The 23416-nt window shown below is 70.5% G+C and carries 18 protein-coding genes; 13 read left to right on the forward strand and 5 right to left on the reverse strand.

Annotation, left to right across the window (positions count from 1 at the left end):
* Window positions 1-128: 128 nt before the first annotated feature.
* Window positions 129-1220, reverse strand: a complete 1092-nt coding sequence (rsgA, locus tag ACZ48Z_RS40765) for a ribosome small subunit-dependent GTPase A (RefSeq protein WP_468740977.1) — start codon at window positions 1218-1220, stop codon at window positions 129-131.
* A 290-nt stretch (window positions 1221-1510) separates the two neighbouring features.
* On the opposite strand from rsgA, the gene ACZ48Z_RS40770 reads away from it, so the two are divergent.
* The 6 genes from ACZ48Z_RS40770 to ACZ48Z_RS40795 all read left to right on the forward strand — a co-directional run bounded on the left by ACZ48Z_RS40770 (window position 1511) and on the right by ACZ48Z_RS40795 (window position 7125).
* Window positions 1511-2662 carry an NAD(P)/FAD-dependent oxidoreductase gene (locus ACZ48Z_RS40770; protein ID WP_468740978.1) on the forward strand — a complete coding sequence of 384 codons (1152 nt, stop codon included), beginning with the start codon at window positions 1511-1513 and terminating at the stop codon, window positions 2660-2662.
* Window positions 2659-2958 (forward strand): (2Fe-2S)-binding protein, encoded by a 300-nt coding sequence (locus ACZ48Z_RS40775; protein ID WP_468740979.1) that lies wholly within the window; start codon window positions 2659-2661, stop codon window positions 2956-2958. The genes ACZ48Z_RS40770 and ACZ48Z_RS40775 overlap by 4 nt, the downstream gene beginning before the upstream one ends.
* Window positions 2951-4363, forward strand: a complete 1413-nt coding sequence (locus ACZ48Z_RS40780) for an FAD-dependent oxidoreductase (protein ID WP_468740980.1) — start codon at window positions 2951-2953, stop codon at window positions 4361-4363. The genes ACZ48Z_RS40775 and ACZ48Z_RS40780 overlap by 8 nt, the downstream gene beginning before the upstream one ends.
* Before the next feature lie 39 nt (window positions 4364-4402).
* Window positions 4403-5299 (forward strand): dihydrodipicolinate synthase family protein, encoded by an 897-nt coding sequence (locus tag ACZ48Z_RS40785; protein WP_468740981.1) that lies wholly within the window; start codon window positions 4403-4405, stop codon window positions 5297-5299.
* 40 nt (window positions 5300-5339) lie between these two features.
* Window positions 5340-6341: a proline racemase family protein gene (locus ACZ48Z_RS40790; protein ID WP_468740982.1), complete on the forward strand. Its 1002-nt coding sequence runs from the start codon at window positions 5340-5342 to the stop codon at window positions 6339-6341.
* 76 nt (window positions 6342-6417) lie between these two features.
* The gene (locus tag ACZ48Z_RS40795) at window positions 6418-7125 is read left to right on the forward strand and encodes a GntR family transcriptional regulator (protein WP_468740983.1); all 708 of its coding nucleotides are present in this window, start codon (window positions 6418-6420) and stop codon (window positions 7123-7125) included.
* 170 nt (window positions 7126-7295) lie between these two features.
* Here the strand turns inward: ACZ48Z_RS40795 and ACZ48Z_RS40800 are convergent, their stop codons facing one another.
* The 4 genes from ACZ48Z_RS40800 to ACZ48Z_RS40815 form a co-directional block, all read right to left on the reverse strand.
* The gene (locus ACZ48Z_RS40800) at window positions 7296-8774 is read right to left on the reverse strand and encodes a cellulose binding domain-containing protein (protein ID WP_468740984.1); all 1479 of its coding nucleotides are present in this window, start codon (window positions 8772-8774) and stop codon (window positions 7296-7298) included.
* A gap of 439 nt (window positions 8775-9213) precedes the next feature.
* A complete protein-coding gene (locus ACZ48Z_RS40805) occupies window positions 9214-10533 on the reverse strand; it encodes a radical SAM protein (RefSeq protein ID WP_468740985.1) in 1320 nt (439 codons plus the stop codon).
* 63 nt (window positions 10534-10596) lie between these two features.
* On the reverse strand, window positions 10597-11271 hold the full coding sequence (locus tag ACZ48Z_RS40810; protein WP_468740986.1) for a pyridoxamine 5'-phosphate oxidase family protein: 675 nt from the start codon (window positions 11269-11271) through the stop codon (window positions 10597-10599).
* A 97-nt stretch (window positions 11272-11368) separates the two neighbouring features.
* The gene (locus ACZ48Z_RS40815) at window positions 11369-12376 is read right to left on the reverse strand and encodes a hydroxyacid dehydrogenase (protein WP_468740987.1); all 1008 of its coding nucleotides are present in this window, start codon (window positions 12374-12376) and stop codon (window positions 11369-11371) included.
* Window positions 12377-12485: 109 nt separating this feature from the next.
* Between ACZ48Z_RS40815 and ACZ48Z_RS40820 the strand changes: the two genes are divergently transcribed.
* The 7 genes from ACZ48Z_RS40820 to ACZ48Z_RS40850 all read left to right on the forward strand — a co-directional run bounded on the left by ACZ48Z_RS40820 (window position 12486) and on the right by ACZ48Z_RS40850 (window position 23226).
* On the forward strand, window positions 12486-13739 hold the full coding sequence (locus ACZ48Z_RS40820; RefSeq protein ID WP_468740988.1) for a D-arabinono-1,4-lactone oxidase: 1254 nt from the start codon (window positions 12486-12488) through the stop codon (window positions 13737-13739).
* A gap of 127 nt (window positions 13740-13866) precedes the next feature.
* Window positions 13867-15111, forward strand: coding sequence for an ROK family transcriptional regulator (locus tag ACZ48Z_RS40825; RefSeq protein ID WP_468740989.1), 1245 nt, complete (start codon window positions 13867-13869; stop codon window positions 15109-15111).
* Window positions 15112-15152: 41 nt separating this feature from the next.
* Complete coding sequence (locus ACZ48Z_RS40830; protein WP_468740990.1) at window positions 15153-16997, forward strand: glycoside hydrolase; 1845 nt, start codon at window positions 15153-15155, stop codon at window positions 16995-16997.
* 230 nt (window positions 16998-17227) lie between these two features.
* Window positions 17228-18490, forward strand: a complete 1263-nt coding sequence (locus ACZ48Z_RS40835) for an ABC transporter substrate-binding protein (RefSeq protein ID WP_468740991.1) — start codon at window positions 17228-17230, stop codon at window positions 18488-18490.
* 20 nt (window positions 18491-18510) lie between these two features.
* Window positions 18511-19479 carry a carbohydrate ABC transporter permease gene (locus tag ACZ48Z_RS40840; RefSeq protein WP_468740992.1) on the forward strand — a complete coding sequence of 323 codons (969 nt, stop codon included), beginning with the start codon at window positions 18511-18513 and terminating at the stop codon, window positions 19477-19479.
* Complete coding sequence (locus tag ACZ48Z_RS40845) at window positions 19476-20342, forward strand: carbohydrate ABC transporter permease (protein ID WP_468740993.1); 867 nt, start codon at window positions 19476-19478, stop codon at window positions 20340-20342. The genes ACZ48Z_RS40840 and ACZ48Z_RS40845 overlap by 4 nt, the downstream gene beginning before the upstream one ends.
* Before the next feature lie 25 nt (window positions 20343-20367).
* Window positions 20368-23226, forward strand: coding sequence for a glycoside hydrolase family 2 TIM barrel-domain containing protein (locus ACZ48Z_RS40850; RefSeq protein ID WP_468740994.1), 2859 nt, complete (start codon window positions 20368-20370; stop codon window positions 23224-23226).
* The last annotated feature ends 190 nt before the right edge of the window (window positions 23227-23416 follow it).

The raw sequence follows: 23416 nt of genomic DNA on the forward strand, positions 1-23416 counted from the left end.
GAAGAAATAGGGCGGGGTGGTGCTGGGGGGGGGGTTGTTTTGTGGTGTTTTGCCCCCCCCCCCCCCCCCCCCGGGGGGGGGGGGGGGGAACCCCCCCGGACCACCCCCACCGGGCCGCAGCCGAACGGCTACCTCCAGGCCCCCCGCTTCGCCTCCATCGCCGCCTTCCCCTCCGCTCCCTTCTTCTTCCAGTCCTTCCGGATCTCGGCCCGCAGCCGTGCGTCGGTCTTCGCCACGATCCGCTGGTTCTCCCGCATGAGCTTCCGGTAGCTCTCCAGCCGCCGCTCGGGCAGCTCACCGGAGTCGATCGCCATCAGCACCGCGCATCCCGGCTCGCTCTCGTGCGCGCAGTCGTGGAACCGGCACCGCTCGGCGAGTGCCTCGATCTCCGAGAACACCTGCCCGACACCGGTCCCGGCGTCCCACAGGCCCACGCCCCGCAGGCCGGGTGTGTCGATCAGCACGCCTCCGCCCGGCAGGGCGAGGAGGTTGCGGGTGGTCGTCGTGTGACGTCCCTTGCCGTCCACGTCCCGGGTGGTGTGCACCATCATCACGTCCTCCCCGACGAGGGCGTTGGCGAGCGTCGACTTTCCCGCGCCGGACTGCCCGAGCAGCACGGACGTACCGCCGGAGACGACCGCGACGAGGACGTCGAGCCCGGCCCCGTCCAGCGCGCTGACGGTCAGCACCGGCACGCCCGGCGCCGCTGTCTCCACGTCCTGTACGAGATACGAGAGCGTCGTCGCGTCCGGCACGAGGTCGGCCTTGGTGAGCACGACCACCGGCTGCGCGCCGCTCTCCCAGGCGAGAGCGAGGAAGCGTTCGATGCGGCCGAGGTCGAGTTCGACGGCCAGCGACACGGCGACGATCGCGTGGTCGACGTTGGCGGCGAGGATCTGCCCCTCGGACCGCTTGGAGGAGGTGGAGCGCACGAAGGCGGTACGGCGCGGGAGATACGTCCGTACGTAGCGGGGGGTGCCCTCGGGTTCGACGACGGCCCAGTCGCCGGTGCACAGGACCCGCAGCGGGTCGTGCGGGGTGACGAAGGCGGTGTCGGCTCGCAGCACTCCGTCGGCGGTGACGATGTCGCACTGTCCGCGGTCGACCCGGACGACGCGTCCGGGCAGGAGACCTTCGGGCTCGTAGGGGGCGAACGCGTCCGCCCATGCCTCGTCCCAGCCATAGGGAGCGAGAGCGGAGAAAACTGAGGTGGAAGTCAAGGGAGACCCTTCACAGGGCGGCCCCGGCACCAGAGGTGGATGTCAGCCGGCGGCCACGGAGGTGGACTTGATGGATTTCTGCCTGCGGGCAGTGCTCGTCGCAAAGACAGCCATCGGTCGACACCTCCCTTGTTCCTCGCTCGTGGGACACGACAGCCGTGAGCCGTCGTGCGAAGTGGTCCTCACCTTAGGGGCGTCGGCTCGGGGGGCGCCACCGGTTTTCCGGGCCCGCTCGCAAGGTCGAGCCCGGAGGTGTTCCCCAAGAGAGAGCCATGTGACATAGTACTGGTGTGAGCAAGCGTCTGACCTGCGAAGTCGTGGTCGTCGGAGCCGGGATGGTGGGCGCGGCGTGTGCCCTGTACGCCGCCCGGGCGGGCCTGGACGTCATCGTCGTCGACCGCGGTCCGGTGGCGGGCGGCACGACCGGAGCCGGTGAGGGCAATCTCCTGGTCTCCGACAAGGAGCCGGGACCCGAGCTCGAACTCGCCCTGCTGTCCGGCCGGTTGTGGACCGAGCTGGCGCAGGAGCACGGCGCGGCGATCGAGTACGAACCCAAGGGCGGCGTGGTCGTCGCCTCCTCCCCCGACGGTCTCGAAGCCCTGGAGAGGTTCGCGACCGGCCAACGGACCGCCGGGGTCGAGGCCGCGCGGGTGGACGCCGGTCAACTGCACGATCTGGAACCCCACTTGGCGCCCGGACTCGCGGGCGGCGTGCACTACCCCCAGGACGCCCAGGTCATGCCCACGCTGGCCGCCGCCCATCTCGTACGGGTCTCGGGTGCCCGGCTGCGCACCGGGGTCACCGTGACCGAGGTGCTGCGCGGCGCCGACGGTGGCGTGCGCGGTGTGCGGACCGACCGGGGCGAGATCCACGCGCCGCACGTCGTCAACGCCGCCGGGACCTGGGGCGCGGAGCTGGCCGCGCTGGCGGGGGTGAGCCTGCCCGTGCTCCCCCGGCGCGGCTTCGTCCTCGTCACGGAGCCGCTGCCGCGCCTGGTGCGCCACAAGGTGTACGCCGCCGACTACGTGGCCGACGTGGCCAGCGACTCGGCGGCCCTCCAGACCTCGCCGGTCGTCGAGGGGACGGCCGCCGGTCCGGTCCTGATCGGTGCGACTCGTGAACGGGTGGGCTTCGACCGGTCGTTGTCGCTGCCCGCGCTGCGGGCACTGGCCGCGGGCGCGACCCGGCTGTTCCCGTTCCTGGAGCGGGTGCGCGCGATGCGCACGTACCTGGGTTTCCGGCCCTACATGCCGGACCACCTGCCCGCGATCGGGCCCGACCCGCGGGCGCCCGGGCTGTTCCACGCGTGCGGCCACGAGGGCGCGGGCATCGGACTGTCCACCGGGACGGGGCAGTTGATCGCCCGCGTCATCACCGGCCGGGCTCCCGGCCTCGACCCCGCGCCGTTCCGTCCGGACCGTTTCCCCCCGGAGGTCTCGTGAACCCGCTGGAACTGGTGCGCGCCGAGCCCGGTCCTTCCTTCGCCGTCACCCTCGACGGGCGGGAGATCGAGGCGCTGCCCGGGCAGACCGTCGCCGCCGCGCTGTGGACGGCGGGCGTCACCTCCTGGCGCACCACCCGGGACACGGGCCGCCCACGTGGGGTCTTCTGCGGCATCGGTGTCTGCTTCGACTGCCTGGTGACCGTCAACGACCGCCCGAACCAACGGGCCTGTCTGGTGCCCCTGCGACCGGGTGACGCGATCCGCACCCAGGAGGGAACGGGCCACGATGACTGAGCCGAGCCGGGCACGGCCCCGCCTCGCGGTGATCGGCGCGGGGCCGGCCGGGATGGCGGCCGGCCTCGCGGCAGCCGCCCGCGGGGTCCACGTCACCCTGATCGACTCGGGCACGGAGGCGGGCGGGCAGTTCTACCGACAGCCCGCGCCGGAGTTCGGCGCCCGCCGCCCGCAGACACTGCACCACCAGTGGCGGACCTGGGAGCGGCTGCGGGACGGTCTGCACACCCACGTACGGGCAGGTGCGGTACGGCATTTGACGGATCATCACGTCTGGTTCGTCGAGCGCCGGGGCGCCGCCGACTTCACCGTGCACGCCCTGCTCGGTCCCGGGCAGGAGGAGCCGGCCGAGGTGCGCGCCGACGCCGTTCTGCTCGCCACCGGCGGCTACGAGAAGGTTCTGCCCTTCCCCGGCTGGACCCTGCCCGGTGTCGTCACGGCGGGCGGGGCGCAGGCCATGCTCAAGGGCGGGCTCGTCCTGCCCGGCCGTACCGCCGTCGTCGCCGGGACCGGACCGCTGCTGCTGCCGGTCGCCACCGGCCTCGCCGCGGCGGGCGCCACGGTCGCCGCGCTGGTGGACTCGGCCGACCCCAGGGCGTTCGCAAGGCGGTCCCGGGCGCTGGCGGCCCGACCCGACAAGGTCGCCGAAGCCGCCCGGTACGCGGGGCAGTTGCTCCGGCACGGGGTCCGCACGCTCCTGCACCACACCGTCGTGGAGGCGCACGGCACCGAGCGGCTGGAGGCGGTGACGATCGCGGCGCTCGACCGGGACGGGCGGGTGCGCCCGGCCACCCGGCGGCGTCTGACCTGCGACACCCTCGCCGTGGGGCACGGCATGCTGCCCCACACCGATCTCGCCGACGCGCTGGGCTGCCGCGTCGACGGGACGGACGTGTACGCCGACGACGAGCAGCGCACCGACGTGCCGGGGGTGTGGGCGGCGGGCGAGACCACCGGGATCGGCGGCGCGGCCCTCTCCCTCGCCGAGGGGCACATCGCCGGGCGGTCGATCGCGGCAAGGCTGGCGGGACTCCGGCCTGACCCGGGCGGGTGGGCGGCCGCCGCACGTGCCCGCGACGGACTGCGCGCCTTCTTCTCCGCCGTCGACTCCGTGTACGCGCCGCCCGCGCACTGGGCCGAGCAGGTCACCGACGACACGGTGGTGTGCCGCTGCGAGGAGGTGCCGGCCGGTGCGGTGCGGGAGGCGGTGCGCGAGCTCGGCGCCGGTGACCTGCGGACCGTGAAGCTGCTGACGCGGGCCGGGATGGGCTGGTGCCAGGGCCGGATGTGCGGGCCCGGCGTCGCGGGGGTCGCCGGCTGCGCGGAGTCGGCGGGCCGCCGACCGTTCGCGCGGCCGGTCCCCCTGGGCGTGCTGGCCCGGGCCGGAGAGACGGAACCCCAGTGAAATGTCACACCCTATGAACCTCATGGAGAGGCATCACAGATGACAGCCACCGACCGCCGCCCCTGGCGCGGAGTCCTCGTCGCCACCGCGCTCCCGCTGAACGACGACCTCTCCGTGAACCACGACAAGTACGCCGAGCACTGCGCCTGGCTGGTCGGGAACGGCTGCGACGGCGTCGTACCGAACGGTTCGCTCGGCGAGTACCAGGTGCTCACGCCCGAGGAGCGCGCCAAGGTCGTCGAGACGGCGGTCGCCGCGATCGGCGGGGAGCGCGTCATGCCGGGTGTCGCCGCCTACGGGTCGGCGGAGTCCCGGCGCTGGGCCGAGCAGGCGCGTGACGCGGGCTGCGCGTCCGTGATGCTGCTGCCGCCCAACGCGTACCGTGCCGACGAGCGTTCGGTCCTCGCGCACTACGCCGAGGTCGCGAAGGCGGGTCTGCCGGTGGTGGCGTACAACAACCCGATCGACACCAAGGTCGACCTCGTCCCGGAGCTGCTGGCCAAACTGCACGGCGAGGGGCTCATCCGCGCGGTCAAGGAGTTCTCCGGTGATGTCCGCCGCGCCTACCAGCTGGCCGAACTCGCCCCGGAACTGGACCTGTTGATCGGCGCCGACGACGTCCTGCTGGAACTCGCGCTCGCGGGGGCCAAGGGCTGGGTGGCCGGATACCCGAACGCGCTGCCCCGGTCCTCCGTCGAGCTGTACCGGGCGGCCGTGGCGGGCGACCTCGCCACCGCGAAGAAGCTGTACGAGCAGCTGCACCCGTTGCTGCGCTGGGACTCCAAGGTCGAGTTCGTGCAGGCGATCAAGTTGTCGATGGACATCGTGGGCCGCCACGGCGGGAGGTGCCGGGCGCCGCGGGTCCCGTTGCTGCCCGAGCAGGAGGCCGTCGTACGGGCCGCCACCGAGGGGGCGGTCGCGGCCGGACTCGGGTAGCCGACCGCTCTCCCCCGCCCCCTCGATCATCAGGAGCGTCATGCGCAGCAAACTCGTCCTGCACGCCGTCGACTCGCACACCGAGGGCATGCCCACCCGCGTGATCACCGGCGGCATCGGCACCATCCCCGGCGCGACCATGAACGAGCGGCGGCTGTACTTCCGTGAGCACCGCGACGACATCAAGCAGCTCCTGATGAACGAGCCGCGCGGGCACGCGGCGATGAGCGGCGCGATCCTCCAGCCGCCGGCCCGCCCGGACTGCGACTGGGGCGTCGTCTACATCGAGGTCTCCGGCTATCTCCCGATGTGCGGACACGGCACGATCGGGGTGGCGACCGTGCTGGTGGAGACCGGCATGGTCGAGGTCGTCGAGCCGGTCACCACGATCCGGCTCGACACCCCGGCGGGCCCGGTCGTCGCGGAGGTCGCGGTGGAGGACGGCAGGGCGAAGAACGTCACGCTGCGGAACGTGCCGTCCTTCTCCGTCGCCCTCGACCGCAAGATCGCACTGGCCGACGGGCGCACGGTGACATATGACCTGGCGTACGGCGGCAACTTCTACGCCATCCTGCCGCTGGAGCAGTTCGGGCTGCCCTTCGACCGGGCCCGCAAGGACGACATCCTGAAGGCGGGCCTGTCCCTCATGGAGGCGATCAACTCCGAGGAGGAGCCGGTCCATCCGGAGGATCCGTCCATCCGGGGCTGTCACCACGTCCACCTGGTCGCGCCCGGCTCCGACGCCCGTCACTCCCGGCACGCGATGGCCATCCACCCCGGCTGGTTCGACCGCTCCCCCTGTGGCACCGGCACCAGCGCGCGCATGGCCCAGTTGCACGCGCGCGGTGAACTCCCGCTGCACACCGAGTTCGTGAACGAGTCCTTCATCGGGACGCAGTTCACCGGCCGGCTCCTCGGCACCACCGAGGTCGCGGGCCGCCCAGCCGTCCTGCCCAGTTTCACCGGCCGTGCCTGGATCACCGGCACGGCCCAGTACCTGCTCGACCCCACCGACCCGTTCCCTGCCGGATTCGTGCTCTGAGCCTCGTACGGGGCGAGGACAATGCCCGGTGTCACGTGACATGGCACGCGACACCGCACCACAAGGAGATCCCCTCATGGCCGCCGCCCAGCGATCCAGCGCCCCCGCCGGCGCCGCCCCAGCCGCCGCTCCCGCCCTGCCCGTCCTGGGCGGCAGGAAGAGCAGCTACCGGGAGCGGGTCGCCGACGCCCTGCGGGCCGCGCTGATCGCGGGTGAACTGCTGCCGGGGCAGGTGCACTCGGCGCCCGCGCTGGCCGCCCGCTTCGGGGTCTCGGCCACGCCCGTCCGCGAGGCCATGCTCGACCTCGTGAAGGAGGGCCTGGTCGACACCGTCCCCAACAAGGGGTTCCGGGTCACCGCGGTCTCCGAGAAACAGCTCGACGAGTACACCCACATCCGCTCGCTGATCGAGATCCCCACCACGGTGGAGCTGGCCACGACCGCCGACCCGGTCTCCCTGGAGGCGCTGCGGCCGGCCGCCCGGGAGATCGTCCAGGCGGCGGTGTCCGGCGACCTGATCGCGTACGTCGAGGCCGACACCCGCTTCCACCTCGGCCTGCTCGCCCTCGCGGGCAACGCCCACCTGGTCGAGGTGGTCGGCGACCTCCGCAAACGCTCCCGCCTGTACGGCCTCACCCCGCTGGTGAAGTCGGGCCGCCTCCTGGCCTCCGCCGAGGAACACCTCGAACTCCTCGACGCGTTGGTCGCCCGCGACGAGGAGGCGGTGCGGGAGGTGATGACTCGGCACATCGGCCATGTGCGGGGGCTGTGGGCGGCGCGGTAGGGGCGGGCAGTTCGGCAGGTGCGGGCCGGTGGGGGCTGGTCGCGCAGTTCCCCGCGCCCCTGAGTGGGTGCAGTCGAAGCATGCCCAGCTGTACCGGCCCAGGGGCGCGGGGAACTGCGCGACCAGCCACAACGCACCCGCACCCGCACCCGGCGATGAACGGCGCGGCGTCAGGACGTCGCGCAGTCCTGCCCGTTGAGCGAGAAGTCGTAGGCCGATGTGTTCTTGCTCTGCCAGGAGGCGAGGAAGCCGAAGGAGAGCGAACCGTTCGCGGGGACCGCCTTGTTGTAGTCGGCGGCCGTCGCCGTGACCTTCGCGCCGCTCTGGGTGAAGTCCGCGTCCCACATCTGCGTCACCTTCTGGCCGTCCTTGTAGGACCAGACGACCCGCCAGTCGTCGAGGGCCTTGGCGGTGGTGATGGTGACGGCGCCCTCGAAGCCGTCGGGCCACTGCTTGATGACGGTGTATTCCGCCTGGCACGAGGGGGTGACGCTCTCGCCGGGCTCCGGTTCCCCGACGTCGGCGGAGGAGGTGCCCTGGGGTTCCGGATCGGAGTTCTTCGCCGCCGTGGACTCGGACGGATTCGCCGCGGTGGCCTCCGAGGGCTTCGCCGAACCGGGCGCCCGTGAGGTGGCGGCGGGGACGGACTCGCCGGGGTTGGACACCGGAAGGCCCTCGGCGGTGGTGCCCTCGCCCGGCCTGGCCGCTTCGGTACCCGTGTCGCCGCCCGGCATCATCGAGACGGCGAGGGCAAGCACGGAGACGAGGACGGCCGCGACGAGCAGCCCGTTGCGCACGACCTTCGCCTTGTGCGCGTCGGGGTCCGTGGGCCCGCTCTCCAGGGCCGCCGGACGGCCGGCACCGAGGCGTACCTCGGCGGCGCGGCGGCGGCGCTCCAGATAGGCGAGGCCGCCCCAGCCGATCACCCCGCCGGAGAGGGCCGCGGGCAGGCCGCCGCCGTGCAGCCGGAGGCAGGCGGCGGCCTCCGCGCACTCCACGCATCGCGCGAGGTGACGGGAGAGGTCGTTGGGGGTCTCGCCGGAGGTGGACCGGGTGACCGCGTCCAGCAGCCGGGCGTAGCTGCGGCACTGCGCGTCCATCGGCGTGTCGAGATGGTTGCGGTGGCTCCGGTCCCGGAACAGGCGACGCACCTGGGCGAGTTCGTCTTCGACGGTGGCCGGGTCGAGGCCGAGCCGACGGGCCACGACACCCGGGGGCAGCGCCTCCACCTCGGCCATCCACAGCAGTTCGGCGTCCGCCGCCTGGAGGTCACGCAGTCCGCGCAGCGCGATCGGCCGCTGGAGCGGCGGGCCGGTGTACCGGGCGGCCTTGTCGGAGTTGAGCCACAGCCGCAGATCGGGGTCGAGCCGGTGGCCCCGGCCCCGTATCTCCCACTCCGACGCCGTAACGCGAACGGCGGTCAGCAGCAGGGGTATCCGGGGCAGCCGGACCGGACGGCGGCCGGCCCCGCGGACGGCGGCCTCCGCGTCACGGACCTCGTGCATGCCTCGGGAGAACGCCTCCGTGGCCAGTTCCGTGGCGGCGGTGGAGCCCGCCGTGCACAGATCGGCGTACGACAGCACGGCATCCCAGCACTCGGAGAACAGCGCGGCCTCAGCGGCGTCCTGGGGGCTCGGCAGGTCGGGCATGAGTCTCCTGCGTCGAAAGCGAGGTCAACTCGCCATACTGGCAAAGGAGTTGGGGGGAACCTCGCGGCAGGACAGGACCCTTTCACGTCTCCCACACAACTGACAAGCAGGTCATTCAAATCGGTTACCGTGGGTTCGGTCCACTTCCCACGGCACAATGCTGCGCGGAGTTACGACCTCCAGTACGTACCGGAAGCCGGAACGTATCAATTCCGCCTCACAGGAACCAGCCGTCACGGGAGACGGGGTTCGGGCCGGAGTGACGTACGACCGGCCGGAAGGCGTTCCGGCAGCCGGCCCCGGCCGAAGCCGACTGCGGTCGGCTCAGGCCGGTTCCATGCGACTTCGGGTGACTTCACGTGACTTCGCGCGCGTTCGAGATGTCGCGCGCGAGTGCGAGTGACCGCGGCGGCCGGCCGGAGCCGGCCGCCGCGCGGGGTCAGATCTCGACCGGCTCCTGCGCCGGAAGGCTGTCCATGAAGGAGCTGACGGAGAAGACGGCGCGGCCGGGTCCGGGCGGGCCGTATCCGGGCGGGTAGGACAGTCCGAAGTCGTCCATGGTCTGGCGGTAGGCCTGGAGGAGCCGGATGTGGTACTCCAGGGGCGCGCCGTGCGGGTTGGCCTTGCCGAGCGGGGTCGTCGGCTCGGGGCACCACGTGGTGAAGCGGGGCGTGATCCCCTGGGACATGAAGAAGCGCAGGCCCTCGGTCGTGGAGGCGATGGCCTCGTCGACGGTCTTGAAGCCGAAGGGCTCCGCCATCTCCACGCCGGCCACGAAGTTGGGGATCACGTTGCGCGCGCCGAACACCTCGGCCGAGTCCAGGATCCGCTTGTGCCACTCGTCCCGGCCGACGTACCGCTCCTTGCCCGGGCAGTACATCTTGAAGAGGTACTCGTCCCACACCTCGTAGTTGGGGTGGTAGATCTGCACGCCGTAGTCCTTGAACCGCTGCACGTCGTCGCGCGGCAGCGCCTGGGCGACGACCTTGCCGATCCAGCGGCCCGGGAAGTGCTCCTCGATGGCCTTGGCGTACAGACCGTAGAAGTCGGCCTCGTCACGGCCCTGGAGCTTCGAGGTGATCGCGCCGCCGGTGAGGGTGTAGGCGGTGGACGTCTTCGCGGTGTCGTACCGGTCGATGATCTCCAGCGCTTCGAGGACCTCGTCGACGTCCTTGACCCCGGTGTACGGCCGCCCGGCCGCCTTGTGCTGGCGCCAGTTGTGGTTGATGTCGCAGTACTGGCACTCCTCCTTGGCGCCGAAGTACTGGCACACCCGGAAGACGGTCAGGTAGACGAGGTAGCCCCACTGGATGGTCGGGGCGACCTCCATGACGGACTTCCCGTTGGAGAGCTTGTGCCGGTAGTACTCCGGCATCGGCGGCACACCCACGTCGGCGATCCGCTTCCCGTCGAGGTAGAGCCCGAGCAGCCCCTCCTCGTCGGCGGCCACGCGGTACGGCGAGGACGGGTTGACCCGCACCGACACCACGGTCCGCCGCAGGTCGTACGGCCCGCCCGTGAGGATGATCTCCTCCGGCGGGCGCCGCAGCGCGGCCTCGCCCAGCTCCGGCAGGGTGCCGTGGTCGAAGGAGAAGATGAAGTAGGACTTCGGCTTCACCTCGCCCGACTCGTTGTCGCTGAGGGCGGAGGGGTCGAAGGCCACGCCACCCCGCAGCAGGTCCTCCTTGAAGACGGCTTCCCGCGGAACCCCCGGGAACCGCTCCATCAGATCCTCGACCAGCGCGGTACGGCTGCCCATCCCGTGTTCTCCTCCCGGCTCAGACGTACGACCGACTCCTCACGGTATGCCCTCGCGCCGACATCACCCGTGCCGGGTCCCCTCACGGCGCCCGATATGGGGCGGCACGGGCGTTTCCGGAGCCAGCAGGGGGTCGGGAACGGGTGCGCCCCACACGGACGTGAGCGGAAGCACACCGGCCCACAGCCCCAGCTCCGCGTCGGGTCCGTCGCCGTCGTCGGGGGCCCCGGTGCGGATCTTGACGGAGGCCTCGTCGAGCGGCAGGGCGAGCAGGGTGGTGGCGGCCAGTTCCTTACGGCTCGGCTCACGCGCGTACGACCACTGCCCGGGTGCCGTGTGTTCGGTCAGCAGGCGCAGGCCCGCCAGCTTCTCCTGCGGGTCGGTCACCTTGCGGGCCTCGCCGTGGATCACGGCGCTGCGGTAGTTGACGCCGTGCTCGAAGACGGACCGCGCGAGCACCAGCCCGTCGACATGGGTGACCGTGACACACACCGGCGTCCCGCCCGCGAGGCTGCGGCTGGCCACCGAGCCGTGCAGATAGAGCTGCCGCTCGTCCCGCCCGTACACCGTGGGCACGACCAGCGGCCGCCCTTCGACCACGACCCCCAGGTGGCAGACGAAACCGGCGTCGAGGATCGCCTCCAGGTCCGCCCGGTCCAGGCTGCCCTGGTCGCGCAGGCGGCGATGCCGGGTCAGCTCGGTCTGCGGGAGGGTGGCGGGGAGACGTTCTGAGCTCATGACCAGCGAGGCTACCGAGGTGTTCGCGACGACCTCCCCCGGGGCCCGGGCACCACGGCGGGCGGTGTGCGAGCAGGGTGCCGAGGTGTCCCGGCGGTCAGGCCTCACGCTCCAGCGCCCCGAAGTCCACCGGATACGCCGGTCCCGCCCCCGACACCACCCGTTCCGTCTCCGCCACGACGGCCAGGCCCAGCCGGGCCAGCTCGTTGCCCTGCGATCCCGCGAGGTGCGGGGTGACGAAGGCGTTCGGCAGGTCGTGGAGGGGTGAGTCGGCGGGCAGGGGCTCGGGGTCGGTCACGTCGAGGATCGCGCTGAGCCGCCCGGTGCGCAGTTCGTCGACGAGGGCGTCCGTGTCGACGAGGCTCCCGCGCGCGGTATTGATCAGCACCGCGCGGTCCGGCATCAGGGCCAGCTCGCGGCGGCCGATGAGGTGCCGGGTCTCGGGGGTCTCGGGGGCGTGCACGGTCACGATCTGCGAGGTGCGCAGCAGGTCGTCGAGGCCCAGCGGGGAGACTCCCAGCTTGAGGGCCGCGCTCTCGTCGACGTACGGGTCGGTCAGGCTGACCGCGAGGTCGAAGGGCCGCAGCAGTTCGATCACCTTCCGCCCGATCCGGGACGCCCCGATCACCCCGACCCGGCGTCCGTGGTTGCCGATCCCCGGGACGATCCCCCAGCCGGGGAACGCCCGCTCGGCGCGCAGCCTCTCGCGGCGCACGAGGACGTCCTTGCCCGCGAGCAGGATCATGGCGAGCGTGTACTCGGCGACGGGCAGCGCGTTGGCCTCGGCGGCCGAGGAGACGGCGATGCCGCGCCGCCAGATCTCCGGTGTGGCGAAGCCCTTGACGGAGCCGGCCGAGTGCAGGACGGCACGGAGTTCCGGGGCCGCGTCGAGGACGGCGGCGTCCAGGCGGGGGCAGCCCCAGCCGGTCACGAGGATCTCGGTGCGGGCGAGGACGTCGGCGACGCGCAGGTCGGTGAGGTCCTCGGCCACGATCGCGGGATCGATGTCCACCAGGGCGCGCAGCCGCGCCAGCACCTCGGGCGGGAAGACGAGCGGCACGTTCTCGGCGGTCATGGCGAACAGCGCCTGGGGTCGCTCGGGCAAAATGATGATCCTCCGGCCTCGCGGAAAGGTTGCAGAAACCGCTCTCTACGTTAGGTGTCGGGAAATGAGAGGGTCAATGCATACGCACTTGCCGAGAGGGACGCCAGACATGACGGAGACCATCACCAACTGGGCGGGGAACATCACCTACGCCGCGAAGGAACTGCACCGCCCCTACTCGCTCGACAGGATCGCCGCCCTGGTCGCGGACAGCGCCGGGGTGCGGGTACTGGGCAGCGGGCACTCCTTCAACGAGATCGCCGAGCCGGGCCCCGACGGCGTCCTGCTCTCGATCGCGGACATGCCTCCGGTGATCGACGTGGACACGGCGGCCCGTACGGTACGGGTCTCGGGCGGCGTCCGCTACGCCGAACTCGCCCGCACGGTGTACTCCCACGGCCTCGCGCTGCCCAACATGGCTTCGCTGCCGCACATTTCGGTGGCCGGCTCGGTGGCGACCGGCACCCACGGTTCGGGCGTCGGCAACGCCCCGCTGGCGTCGGCCGTGCGCGAGGTGGAGCTGGTCACCGCGGACGGGTCCATGCTGACGATCGGCCGGGACGACGAGCGGTTCGGCGGCGCGGTCACCTCGCTGGGCGCCCTGGGTGTCGTCACCGCGCTCACCCTGGACCTCGTCCCGTCCTTCGACGTGGAGCAGTACGTCTTCACCGAACTCCCCCTCGCCGGGCTGGACTCGGCGACCTTCGAGACGGTCATGTCCTCGGCGTACAGCGTCAGCCTGTTCACCGACTGGCGTGCGCCGGGCTTCCGGCAGGTGTGGGTCAAGCGTCGGGTGGACCAGCCGCTCGCCGACTTCCCGTGGGCCGCGCCCGCCACCGAGAAGATGCACCCGGTGCCGGGGATGCCCGCGCTCAACTGCACCGAGCAGTTCGGGGTGCCGGGGCCCTGGCACGACCGACTGCCGCATTTCCGGGCCGAGTTCACACCGAGCAGCGGGGCGGAACTGCAGTCGGAGTACCTGCTGCCGCGCGAGCGTGCCGTCGAGGCGCTGCACGCGGTGGACGGCATCCGGGAGACCGTCGCCGGGGTGCTGCAGATCTGCGAGGTGCGGACCATGGCCGCCGACGAGCAGTGGCTGAGCCCCGCCCACGGCCGGGACACGGTGGCCCTGCACTTCACCTGGATCGAGGACACGGCGGCCGTCACACCGGTGGTGCGCCGGCTGGAGCAGGCGCTGGACGCCTTCGACGCGCGGCCGCACTGGGGGAAGGTGTTCACCACGCCCGCGGAGGTGCTGCGCGAGCGCTACCCGCGGCTCGGCGACTTCCGGAGGCTGGCGCGTGAGCTGGACCCCGAGGGAAAATTCGCCAACGCCTTCGTCCGGAGCGTACTCGCCGACTGACTGTCGACCGACTTTATAAAGCCCCTTTCCTAACCCCTTGTCGAAAGTCCCCCGCAGCCCATAGCCTTGCGCCGCGCCGGTGCCACTGTCGTCCCGGCATGAGCTGAAGGGATGGGGGTCGGCACCGATGAAGCGCACATCACGCGACATCCGCACCGCGAACCGCTACGAGGTGCTGCGCCAGATCATCGCCGAGTCGCCCACCTCCCGGCAGGAGCTGGCGGCGGCCACCGGGCTGAGCCTGGCCACCGTCGCCACGCTGGTGGGCGAGCTGCTCGACCTCCGCATGATCACGGAGGTCGGGTTCGAGGAGTCGGCCGGCGGGCGCCCCAGGGGACTCGTGGCCGTCAACGCGTCGGGGGGCGCGTTGATCGGCGTCGACATCGCGGAGACCTACGTCCATGTCGAGCTGTTCGACCTCGCGCTGAACGTCCTGGCCCGCGCCGAGGAGGACGTCCGCCCCGGCGAGAGCCTCCCCGAGCAGGTGGTCGGCCATGTCGCCGCCGCCGTCGGCTCGGTGGTCACCCAGGCGGGCATCGAGGGCGCCCGGGTGCTGGGCGTCGGGGTGAGCGTGCCGGGGCAGGTGGACCGCGCCACCGGTATCTCGGAGTACGCGCCCAACTGGGACTGGCACGACGTGCCACTGCTCGACCTGCTCTCCGAGTACATCGCCTACCCCCTGTACCTGGACAACCCGCTGCGCGCGGTCGCCGTGGCCGAGCTCTGGTTCGGGGCCGCGCGCGGACGCGGGAACGCCGTGGTGGTCACCCTCGGGACCGGCGTGGGCGCCGGACTGATCCTGGGCGGCGGACTGCACCGCGGTGTCTCCAACAGCGCCGGCGAGTGGGGCCACAACACGATCGTCCTGGACGGACGCCTGTGCCGCTGCGGCAACCACGGCTGCGTGGAGACGTACGTGGGCGCGCCCGGGATCATGCTGAACCTGCGGGAGCTGAGCCCCGACAGCGAGCTGCTGCACCCCGGCGACCAGACGGCGACCATCACCGCGCTGGCCCGGGGGATGCTCACCCAGGACCCGGTGGCGCTGGCGGTCGTGCGGCACACCGCCCGCTATCTGGGCGCCTCCATCGCGCATCTGGTCAACCTGTTGAACCCCGAGGTGGTCGTGCTCAGCAGCTGGGTCGCGTCCGCCCTGGGCGAGCCCCTGGTCGCGGAGGTGCGCGAGGCCGTGGCCCGGCACGCGCTGCCCCGGCCGATGGCGGCCACCGAGATCGTCCTCTCCCCGATCCCCACGGACCCGGCGTGTCTGGGTGCGGCGACGTTCGCGCTCGAAGGGGCGCTCCAGTCGGTCGGGCAGAGGTCCGCGAAACGCACCACCCCGGCGAGGGTGAAGACCCACAACCCCCGCTAGGAGCCGTACCGCACCGCACCACCTTCATGACGACGGAAGGGATGCACGTGTCTCACCCCCACCGCAGGAGGTCGGCCCTGCTGACAGCCGCAGCCGCGTTCGCTGTCGCCGGGCCCCTGATATCCGCTCCACCCGCCTCGGCCGCCACCCCCACGGCAGCCGAAGTGTCCCCGCACGCCGCCCAGACCATCGACAACATCGGCGCCTCGGGCGCCTGGTGGGTCAACGACCTGAAGAACTTCGACCCGAAGGTCCGGGCCCGGGTGGCCAAGCTGCTGTTCTCCAAGGACGGTCTGGCCCTCAGCAGTTACCGCTACAACATCGGCGGTGGCGGCACCGGCGTGACCTACGCGCCGCGCGCCCCCGAGGACTTCCTGAAGGACGACGGGTCGTACGACTGGAGCAAGGACGAGGCGGGCCGCGCCTACCTCTACGCCGCCGCCAAGTACGGCGTGAAGGACCTGATCGCCTTCGTCAACAGCGCGCCCGCGCAGTGGAAGACCAACGCCAAGAGCTGCGGTGGTTATCTGAAGGCGGAGAACACGCAGGACTACGCCAAGTACGTCGCGGACGTCACCGACCACTTCGCGAAGCAGGGCGTGAAGTTCGACTACATCAGTCCCTTCAACGAGCCGACGAACAGCTTCGCGGACTGCGGCCAGGAGGGCATGCTGGTACCGGTCGACCAACGCGACGACATCGTGCGGGCGTTGGGCGCCGAGCAGCAGGCACGGCACCAGAGGACCGGCATCATCGCCGACGAGTCCAGCAGCACGGTGGGCTTCAACACCGAGCTCCCGCAGTGGATCTCGCAGCCGGACACCGCGCAGTACGTCGACAGGCTCGCCCATCACACGTACAACAACCCGGGCGACGACCAGCGGGCGAAGGTCTACGAGACCTCCAAGTCGGTCGGCAAGCAGTCCTGGTCCACGGAGATCTGCTGCTTCGGCAACGGCGGCACGGGCTGGGCGCAGGAGTACGACCCCACCATCGACGGTGGTCTGAACCTCTCCCGGATCATCTACAAGGACTTCGCGACCGCGCACGACTCGGCGTTCCAGTGGTGGGTCGCCCTGTCGGAGATGATCGGCTCCGACCCCCTCGCGAAGAACTCCGAGGGCTGGAACGACGGCCTGATCTACTACGACCCGGGCTACGCCACCAACGGCAACCAGACCCTGTACTTCACCAAGCGGTACTACGCGCTCGGCCAGTACAGCAAGTTCGTCCGCCCGGGCTCGGTCGCCCACAACGTGACCGGCGTTCCGGCGGGTGTCGAGGTGTCGACCTACGACGACCACGGCAAGTGGGTGGTTGTGGCCAACAACCACAACACCACCGACACCGCGCTGAACCTGCACTTCAACAGCAGCTCACCGGTGCGCGCGAGCAAGGCCGTGCGGACCTCGGCGACCGAGAGCTGGGCGAACGTCGCGAAGCCCGCGGTCAAGGGCGGCACGGCGTCGGCGACCCTGCCGGCCCGGTCCATCACGACGTACGTCCTGCACCAGAAGGGCCACGGCACGTCGGCGGTCACGGGCGCGCTCCAGGGCAGGCAGTCCGGCAAGTGCCTGACCGCGGACACCTCGGGCGCGGCGATCAGCACCTGCACGGGCGGGGCCGCGCAGTCGTGGTCGTACGACGCCAAGGGCCGTCTGAAGGGCGTGAACGGCTATCTGACTGCGGGAGGTTCGGGACTCACCACGAGTCCGGAAGCCGCCCGTGACGGCAGCCAGCGATGGCTGCTGAACTCCAACGGCCAGGTCGTCAGCGAGGCGTCCGGCCAGTGCCTGGACGTCGGCGGACAGGCGACCGCCGACGGCAGCAAGGTCGGCCTGTGGTCCTGCAACGGCGGGACCAACCAGGCCTGGTCCAGGCAGTAACACGTAACACCTGCAAGGGGGTTGTGGGCCACTGGTGCGGCGGCCCACGACCCCGCAACGTCCGGTATCCCGAACACTGCACAACGCTTCGAGCAGACTTCGTCCAACCCCTTGCCGAAGGCTTAGTCGAAGGTTAACGTCCCGCACCGCAAGACCATTTGAGCCACCTGGCGCTGAGCCGCAGAGCCATGGCACAGAGCCGAAGCCGTATTCGAGACAAGGACGTCAGCATGTCGGCAATGAGCACTCCCAACTGGAACCGTCGAAACGTTCTGCAGGCCGCGATGGGTCTGGCCGCCGCCGGCGGACTGGCCGCGTGCGGCGGGAACACCGGCCGCAGCAGCGGCGGTTCGGGCACGGCCCTGACCCAGTACTTCCACGCCTACGGCGAGGCGGGCACCGAGCAGGCCATCAAGAAGTACGCGGCCGCGTACAAGAAGGCCGACGTCAGCACCAACTGGATCACGGGCAACAACTTCGAGTCCGCGCTCTTCGCCGCCCTGCTCACCAAGAAGGCGCCCGACGTCTTCGAGTTCCACCCGCAGCTGCAGCTCGTCAAGAGCGGCCAGGTCGCCGACCTGACGGACCTGATCGACCCGGTCAAGGACGACTTCAACCCGAACGACATCAAGTCCCACACGGTCGACGGGAAGATCTACGGGATACGGATGATCGACGACCCGCAGTTCTTCTACTACCGCAAGTCGATGTTCGAGAAGGCCAAGGTCCAGGTCCCCACCACCCTGGAGGAGCTGATCGAGGCCGCCGCCAAGCTCACCACCGGCAAGGTCAAGGGCGTCTTCCTCGGCAACGACTTCACCGCGATCCAGAACGTCATCATCTGGTCCGCCGGCGCCGACACCATCAACGAGAAGAACGAGATCGCCTACCACACGGACGGCGTCGTCGAGGGCCTCAAGCAGCTGCGCCAGCTGTTCACCAGCGGCAACGTGCTCCTGGACGCCCCCACCGACTTCTGGGACCCCTCCTCGCTCAACCAGGGCCTGTGTGCCATGCAGTGGGGCGGCATGTGGTCCATGCCGGCCATGCAGAAGGCGCTCGGCGACGACCTCGGCATCTTCCCGTTCCCGAAGATCGGGTCCGCGGGCAAGCAGTCCGTCTACAACGGCGGCTGGTCGATCTTCGTCAACGCCAAGGGCAAGAACGTCGAGGCGGCCAAGGAATACGTCAAGTGGCTGTGGATCGACCAGAAGCAGTACCAGGAGGACTGGGCCACGTCGTACGGCTTCCACATCCCGCCGCGCACCTCGATCGCCAACTCGGCGACCAAGCTCAAGACCGGCCTGCCCGCCGAGGGCGTGAAGCTCTTCACCGACTACGGCCACTTCGACAACATCGCCTACGACCAGACGATGCAGACCGCGTTCGGCGAGGTGATCGCGTCCTCCGTCCGTAAGAACGGCAACCCGGAGGCGGCGCTCGACACCGCCGACAAGAAGGTCAACGTCGAACTCAAGAAGCTGTTCGGATAGGCCGCAGGGAACCCCACGACATGTCGACCACCACCACACGCGGGGTCGCCCAGCCCGCCCCGGCCAAGGCCTCTCCGGCCCGGCCGCGGCGGGGCCTGCGGGGCAACCCCACCTTCAACTTCTGGCTCTTCACCGGGCCCTTCCTCATCGGCCTGGTGATCTTCGTCTTCGTTCCGATCTTCTGGAGCGTCTGGCTCAGCTTCTTCGACGCGCGGTACACCGTCACGCCGAGCCGCTTCATCGGCTTCGACAACTACAAGCAGATCCTGACCAACAGCAACTTCCCCGACTCACTGCTGACGTTCAGCGTGTTCGCCGCGTTCATCGTGCCGACCACCTGGGCGCTGTCGCTGGGTCTGGCGCTGCTGGTGCACCGGCTGCGGTTCATGCGGGCGTTCTTCCGCTCGGTCTTCTTCCTGCCGACCGCCGTCTCCTACGTGGCCGCCGCGCTGATCTGGAAGATGTCCATCTTCAGCGGTGTCCGCTTCGGTCTGATGAACACCGTCCTCGGCTGGTTCGGCGTCGAGAACATCGCCTATCTGGCCAACCCCAGTCCGCCCTGGTACTGGGTGGTCATCGTGAGCCTGCGGCTGTGGATCCAGTCCGGCTTCTACATGATCCTGTTCCTGGCGGCGCTGCAGAACATCCCGGGCGAGCTGTACGAGGCCGCGGCCATCGACGGCGCCAAGCCGGGCTGGCAGACCTTCCGGTACATCACGCTGCCGCAGCTGCGCGCCACGTCGACCGCCGTGATCCTGCTGCTGCTCATCGCCGCGTACCAGGCGTTCGACGAGTTCTTCAACATCATCGGGCAGAACGCGACCTGGGCCCAGACACCGCTCATGGAGCTCTACAAGACGGCGCTCGGCACCAGCCAGGACTACGGCGCCGGCAGCGCGGGCGCGGTCATCCTGTCACTCCTCATCTGCCTCGTCACCCTGATCCAGGGCAAGTGGATGGGCTTCGGAAGGGGGGAGGAGGGCAAGTGACCACCACCGCACCTCAGCTCGGCAAGCAGCGCAAGAGGGGCCGGGGCGTCCTCGGCAACGCGGGACTGTACGCAGCCGTCGGCATCGCCGCCCTGCTGTTCCTGATCCCCTTCTACCTGATCGTCCGCAACGCCCTCTCCACGGATCTCGAGATCACGGGCGAGAACTGGAAGGTGCTGCCCTCCTTCCAGTGGGGCAACATCTCCGAACTGTTCGACGACCCCACGGTCGAGTTCGGCCGCTCCATGGTGAACTCGCTGGTCGTCGCCGTCTCGACCACCCTGGGCACCCTCCTGGTGTGTTCCCTGGCCGGCTACGGCCTGGCCCGCATCCCCTACAAGCACGCCAACAAGGTCTTCTACGCCGTCCTGGCGACCCTGATGGTCCCGACGGCCGTGACCTTCGTGCCCAGCTTCGTGCTGGTCTCGTCCCTCGGCTGGGTGGACACGTATCGTGGTCTGATCATCCCGGGGCTGTTCAGCGGTTTCACCTGCTTCCTGTTCCGGCAGTACTTCCTGGGATTCCCCAAGGAGCTGGAGGAGGCGGCACGCGTGGACGGGCTCGGCTACTGGGGCGCGTACTGGCGGATCGTCGTACCCAACTCGCTGAACTTCTTCGCGGCCATCGCCACGATCACGTTCATCAGCGCCTGGAACTCCTTCCTGTGGCCCCTGGTCATGGGTCAGGACCCGAGCTCCTGGACCGTCCAGATCGCGCTCTCCTCCTTCATGACCAACCAGACCGTGAACTTCCACCTGATCTTCATGGCCGCCGCCGTTTCCATCCTGCCCCTGGTGTTCGTGTTCCTCTTCCTCCAGCGCTGGCTGGTCCAGGGGATCGCGCAGACCGGCATCAAGGGCTGACACCTCTCTCAGGACCTGGAGACCGATGTCTTTCCGCACCACCAGCGCTTTCGACTACGTCGAGGACGTCTCACCCGGTAGCGGGGCCCTCCCGCCCCGCGCCTGGTACGCGTCCTCGGACGCGAAGGCCCTGTCCCTCGACGGCGACTGGCGTTTCAGGCTGTCGGCGACCGCCGACGCCCAGGACGACTCCTTCGCCGAGGAGGGATACGACGCCGAGGGCTGGGCGGAGGTCACGGTCCCCGGCCACTGGGTCCTCCAGGGGGACGGGGCCTTCGGGCTGCCGATCTACACCAACCACCTGTACCCGTTCCCGGTGGACCCGCCGCACGTCCCGACGGAGAACCCGACCGGCGACCACCTCAGGGTCTTCGACCTCCCCGAGGACTGGCCCTCGGACGGTGGCGCCGTGATCCGGTTCGACGGCGTCGAGTCCTGTGCCCGGGTCTGGCTGAACGGCACGGACATCGGTGAGTTCAAGGGCTCCCGCCTCGCGCACGAGTTCGCCGTCGGGCATCTCCTGAAGCCGAAGGGCAACGTCCTCGCGGTGCGCGTGCACCAGTGGTCGGCGGGCTCCTACCTGGAGGACCAGGACCAGTGGTGGCTGCCGGGCATCTTCCGTGAGGTGACCCTGCTGCACCGCCCGGCGGGCGCTGCCCTGGACTTCTTCGTGCACGCCTCCTACGACCACGTCACGGGCGAGGGCACCCTGCGCGTCGACTCCGACGTGGACGGGCGGGTGCTGGTGCCCGCTCTCGACATCGATGTCGCCACCGGTGAGGCGGCGACGGCCCTGGTGGCGCCGTGGAGCGCCGAGAGTCCCCGGCTGTACGACGGCGAGCTGGTCACGGAGGGCGAGCGGGTCCCGCTGCGCATCGGCTTCCGTACCGTCGTCCTGGAAGACGGCCTGGTCAAGGTCAACGGCAGGGCGATCCTGTTCAAGGGCGTCAACCGGCACGAGTGGCACCCCGAGAAGGGCCGCACCCTCGACCTCGCGACCATGCGCGAGGACGTGCTGCTGATGAAGCGGCACAACCTCAACGCGGTGCGCACCTCGCACTACCCGCCGCACCCGGCCTTCCTGGACCTGTGCGACGAGTACGGCCTGTGGGTCATCGACGAGTGCGACCTGGAGACCCACGGCTTCGTCGAGCAGGGCTGGCGGGACAACCCCGTCGACGACGACCGCTGGACCCCGGCCCTCCTGGACCGCGCGGCCCGCATGGTCGAGCGCGACAAGAACCACCCCTCGATCGTCTTCTGGTCGCTGGGCAACGAGGCCGGCACCGGCCGCGGCCTGACCGCGATGGCCGAGTGGATCCACGGCCGTGACTCCTCCCGCCTGGTGCACTACGAGGGCGACTGGAACTGCCGGGACACCGACGTGTACTCGCGGATGTACGCCGACCACGCCGAGGTCGAGCAGATCGGCAGGCGCCTCGACGGCGGCCCGCTGGTCCGCCGCGAACTGCCGTTCATCCAGTGCGAGTACGGCCACGCCATGGGCAACGGCCCCGGCGGCATCGCCGACTACCAGGACATCTTCGAGAAGTACGACCGTCTCCAGGGCGGCTTCATCTGGGAGTGGATCGACCACGGCGTCAAGCACCCGGAACTGGGCTACGCCTACGGCGGCGACTTCGGCGAGGAGCTGCACGACGGGAACTTCGTCTGCGACGGCCTGATCTTCCCCGACCGCACACCCTCCCCCGGGCTCGTCGAGTACAAGAAGGTCATCGAGCCGGTCCGCATCGAGGGCGTCGACGGCTCCGTGCGGATCACCAACAAGTACGACTTCGCGGACCTGTCCGCGCTCGCCTTCGAGTGGTCGTACCAGGTGGACGGCGAGACCGTCGAGGCCGGAACGCTGTCGGTGCCCTCGCTGGCTCCCGGCGAGTCGACGGACCTGAAGCTGCCGGAGCCGCCCGCGCACGAGGCAGGAGAGGCGCAGTGGACGGTGCGAGCGCTGCTCGCCGCCGACACCGTATGGGCTTCGAAGGACCACCTCGTCGCCTGGGGCCAGTTCCCCGCGGCCGCACCCGTACGTCCGTCCGTCGCGCCGAGCGACCGGCCCGTGCGCGGCGAGCGGCTGATCACCCTCGGTCCGGCGTCCTTCGACGCCCGCACCGGCGCGCTGCGGACGATCGGCCAGGTGGCCGTCGAGAGCCCGCGACTCGACGTGTGGCGGGCCACGACCGACAACGACGAGGGCGAGTGGAACGGCGGCATCTGCTACAGCAAGCTGTGGCGGAACCTCGGCCTGCACCGGATGCAGCACCGTCTGGACTCGGTGGAACTCGGCGAGGACGCGCTGACCGTCCGGACCCGGGTTGCGCCCGCCGCCCGCGAGGTGGGTCTCGCCACCGTCTACCGCTGGACCTCGGACGGCACCAAGCTGCGCCTGACGGTGTCGGTGGGCCCCGAGGGCGAGTGGACGCAGCCGCTTCCCCGCCTGGGCGTCCGCCTCGGACTCCCCGGGGCCGACCAGGTGAGGTGGTTCGGCGGCGGTCCCGGCGAGGCCTACCCGGACACCCGGAGAGCGTCCATGGTGGGGCGCTGGGACTCGACCGTGGACGAGCTGCAGACGCCGTACCTGCGCCCGCAGGAGAACGGTGCCCGCGCCGACGTCCGCTGGGTGGAGCTCGGCGGCCTGCGGATCGAGGGCGACCCGGAGTTCTCCTTCAGCGCCCGGCGCTGGACGACCGAGCAGCTGGACGCGGCCGCCCACCTCACCGACCTCACGCCGGGTGAGACGGTGTGGGTGAACCTGGACCACGGCCACCACGGCGTCGGCTCGCAGTCCTGCGGACCCGGCCCGCTGCCGCAGTACCAGCTGCGCGCCGAGCCGGCGGAGTTCTCCTTCGTGTTCTCGGTGATCGATTAGTCCAATTCACCGGTGGATTAATCCATTGCCAGTGTGATCGAAATTCTGCGACGGTCATGGTGTGCCCGCGGGGGGGGGGGGGGGGGGGCAACCAGGCGCACACCTTTTTTCCCACCAGAGAGGTTCCACCCTTCGCGGAAAGAGCCAAAGGTTTGGGTTTTTCCCTACCCTTCCCCCCACCCCCCCTCTT

The organism is Streptomyces sp. NPDC031225 (genome assembly GCF_055570355.1).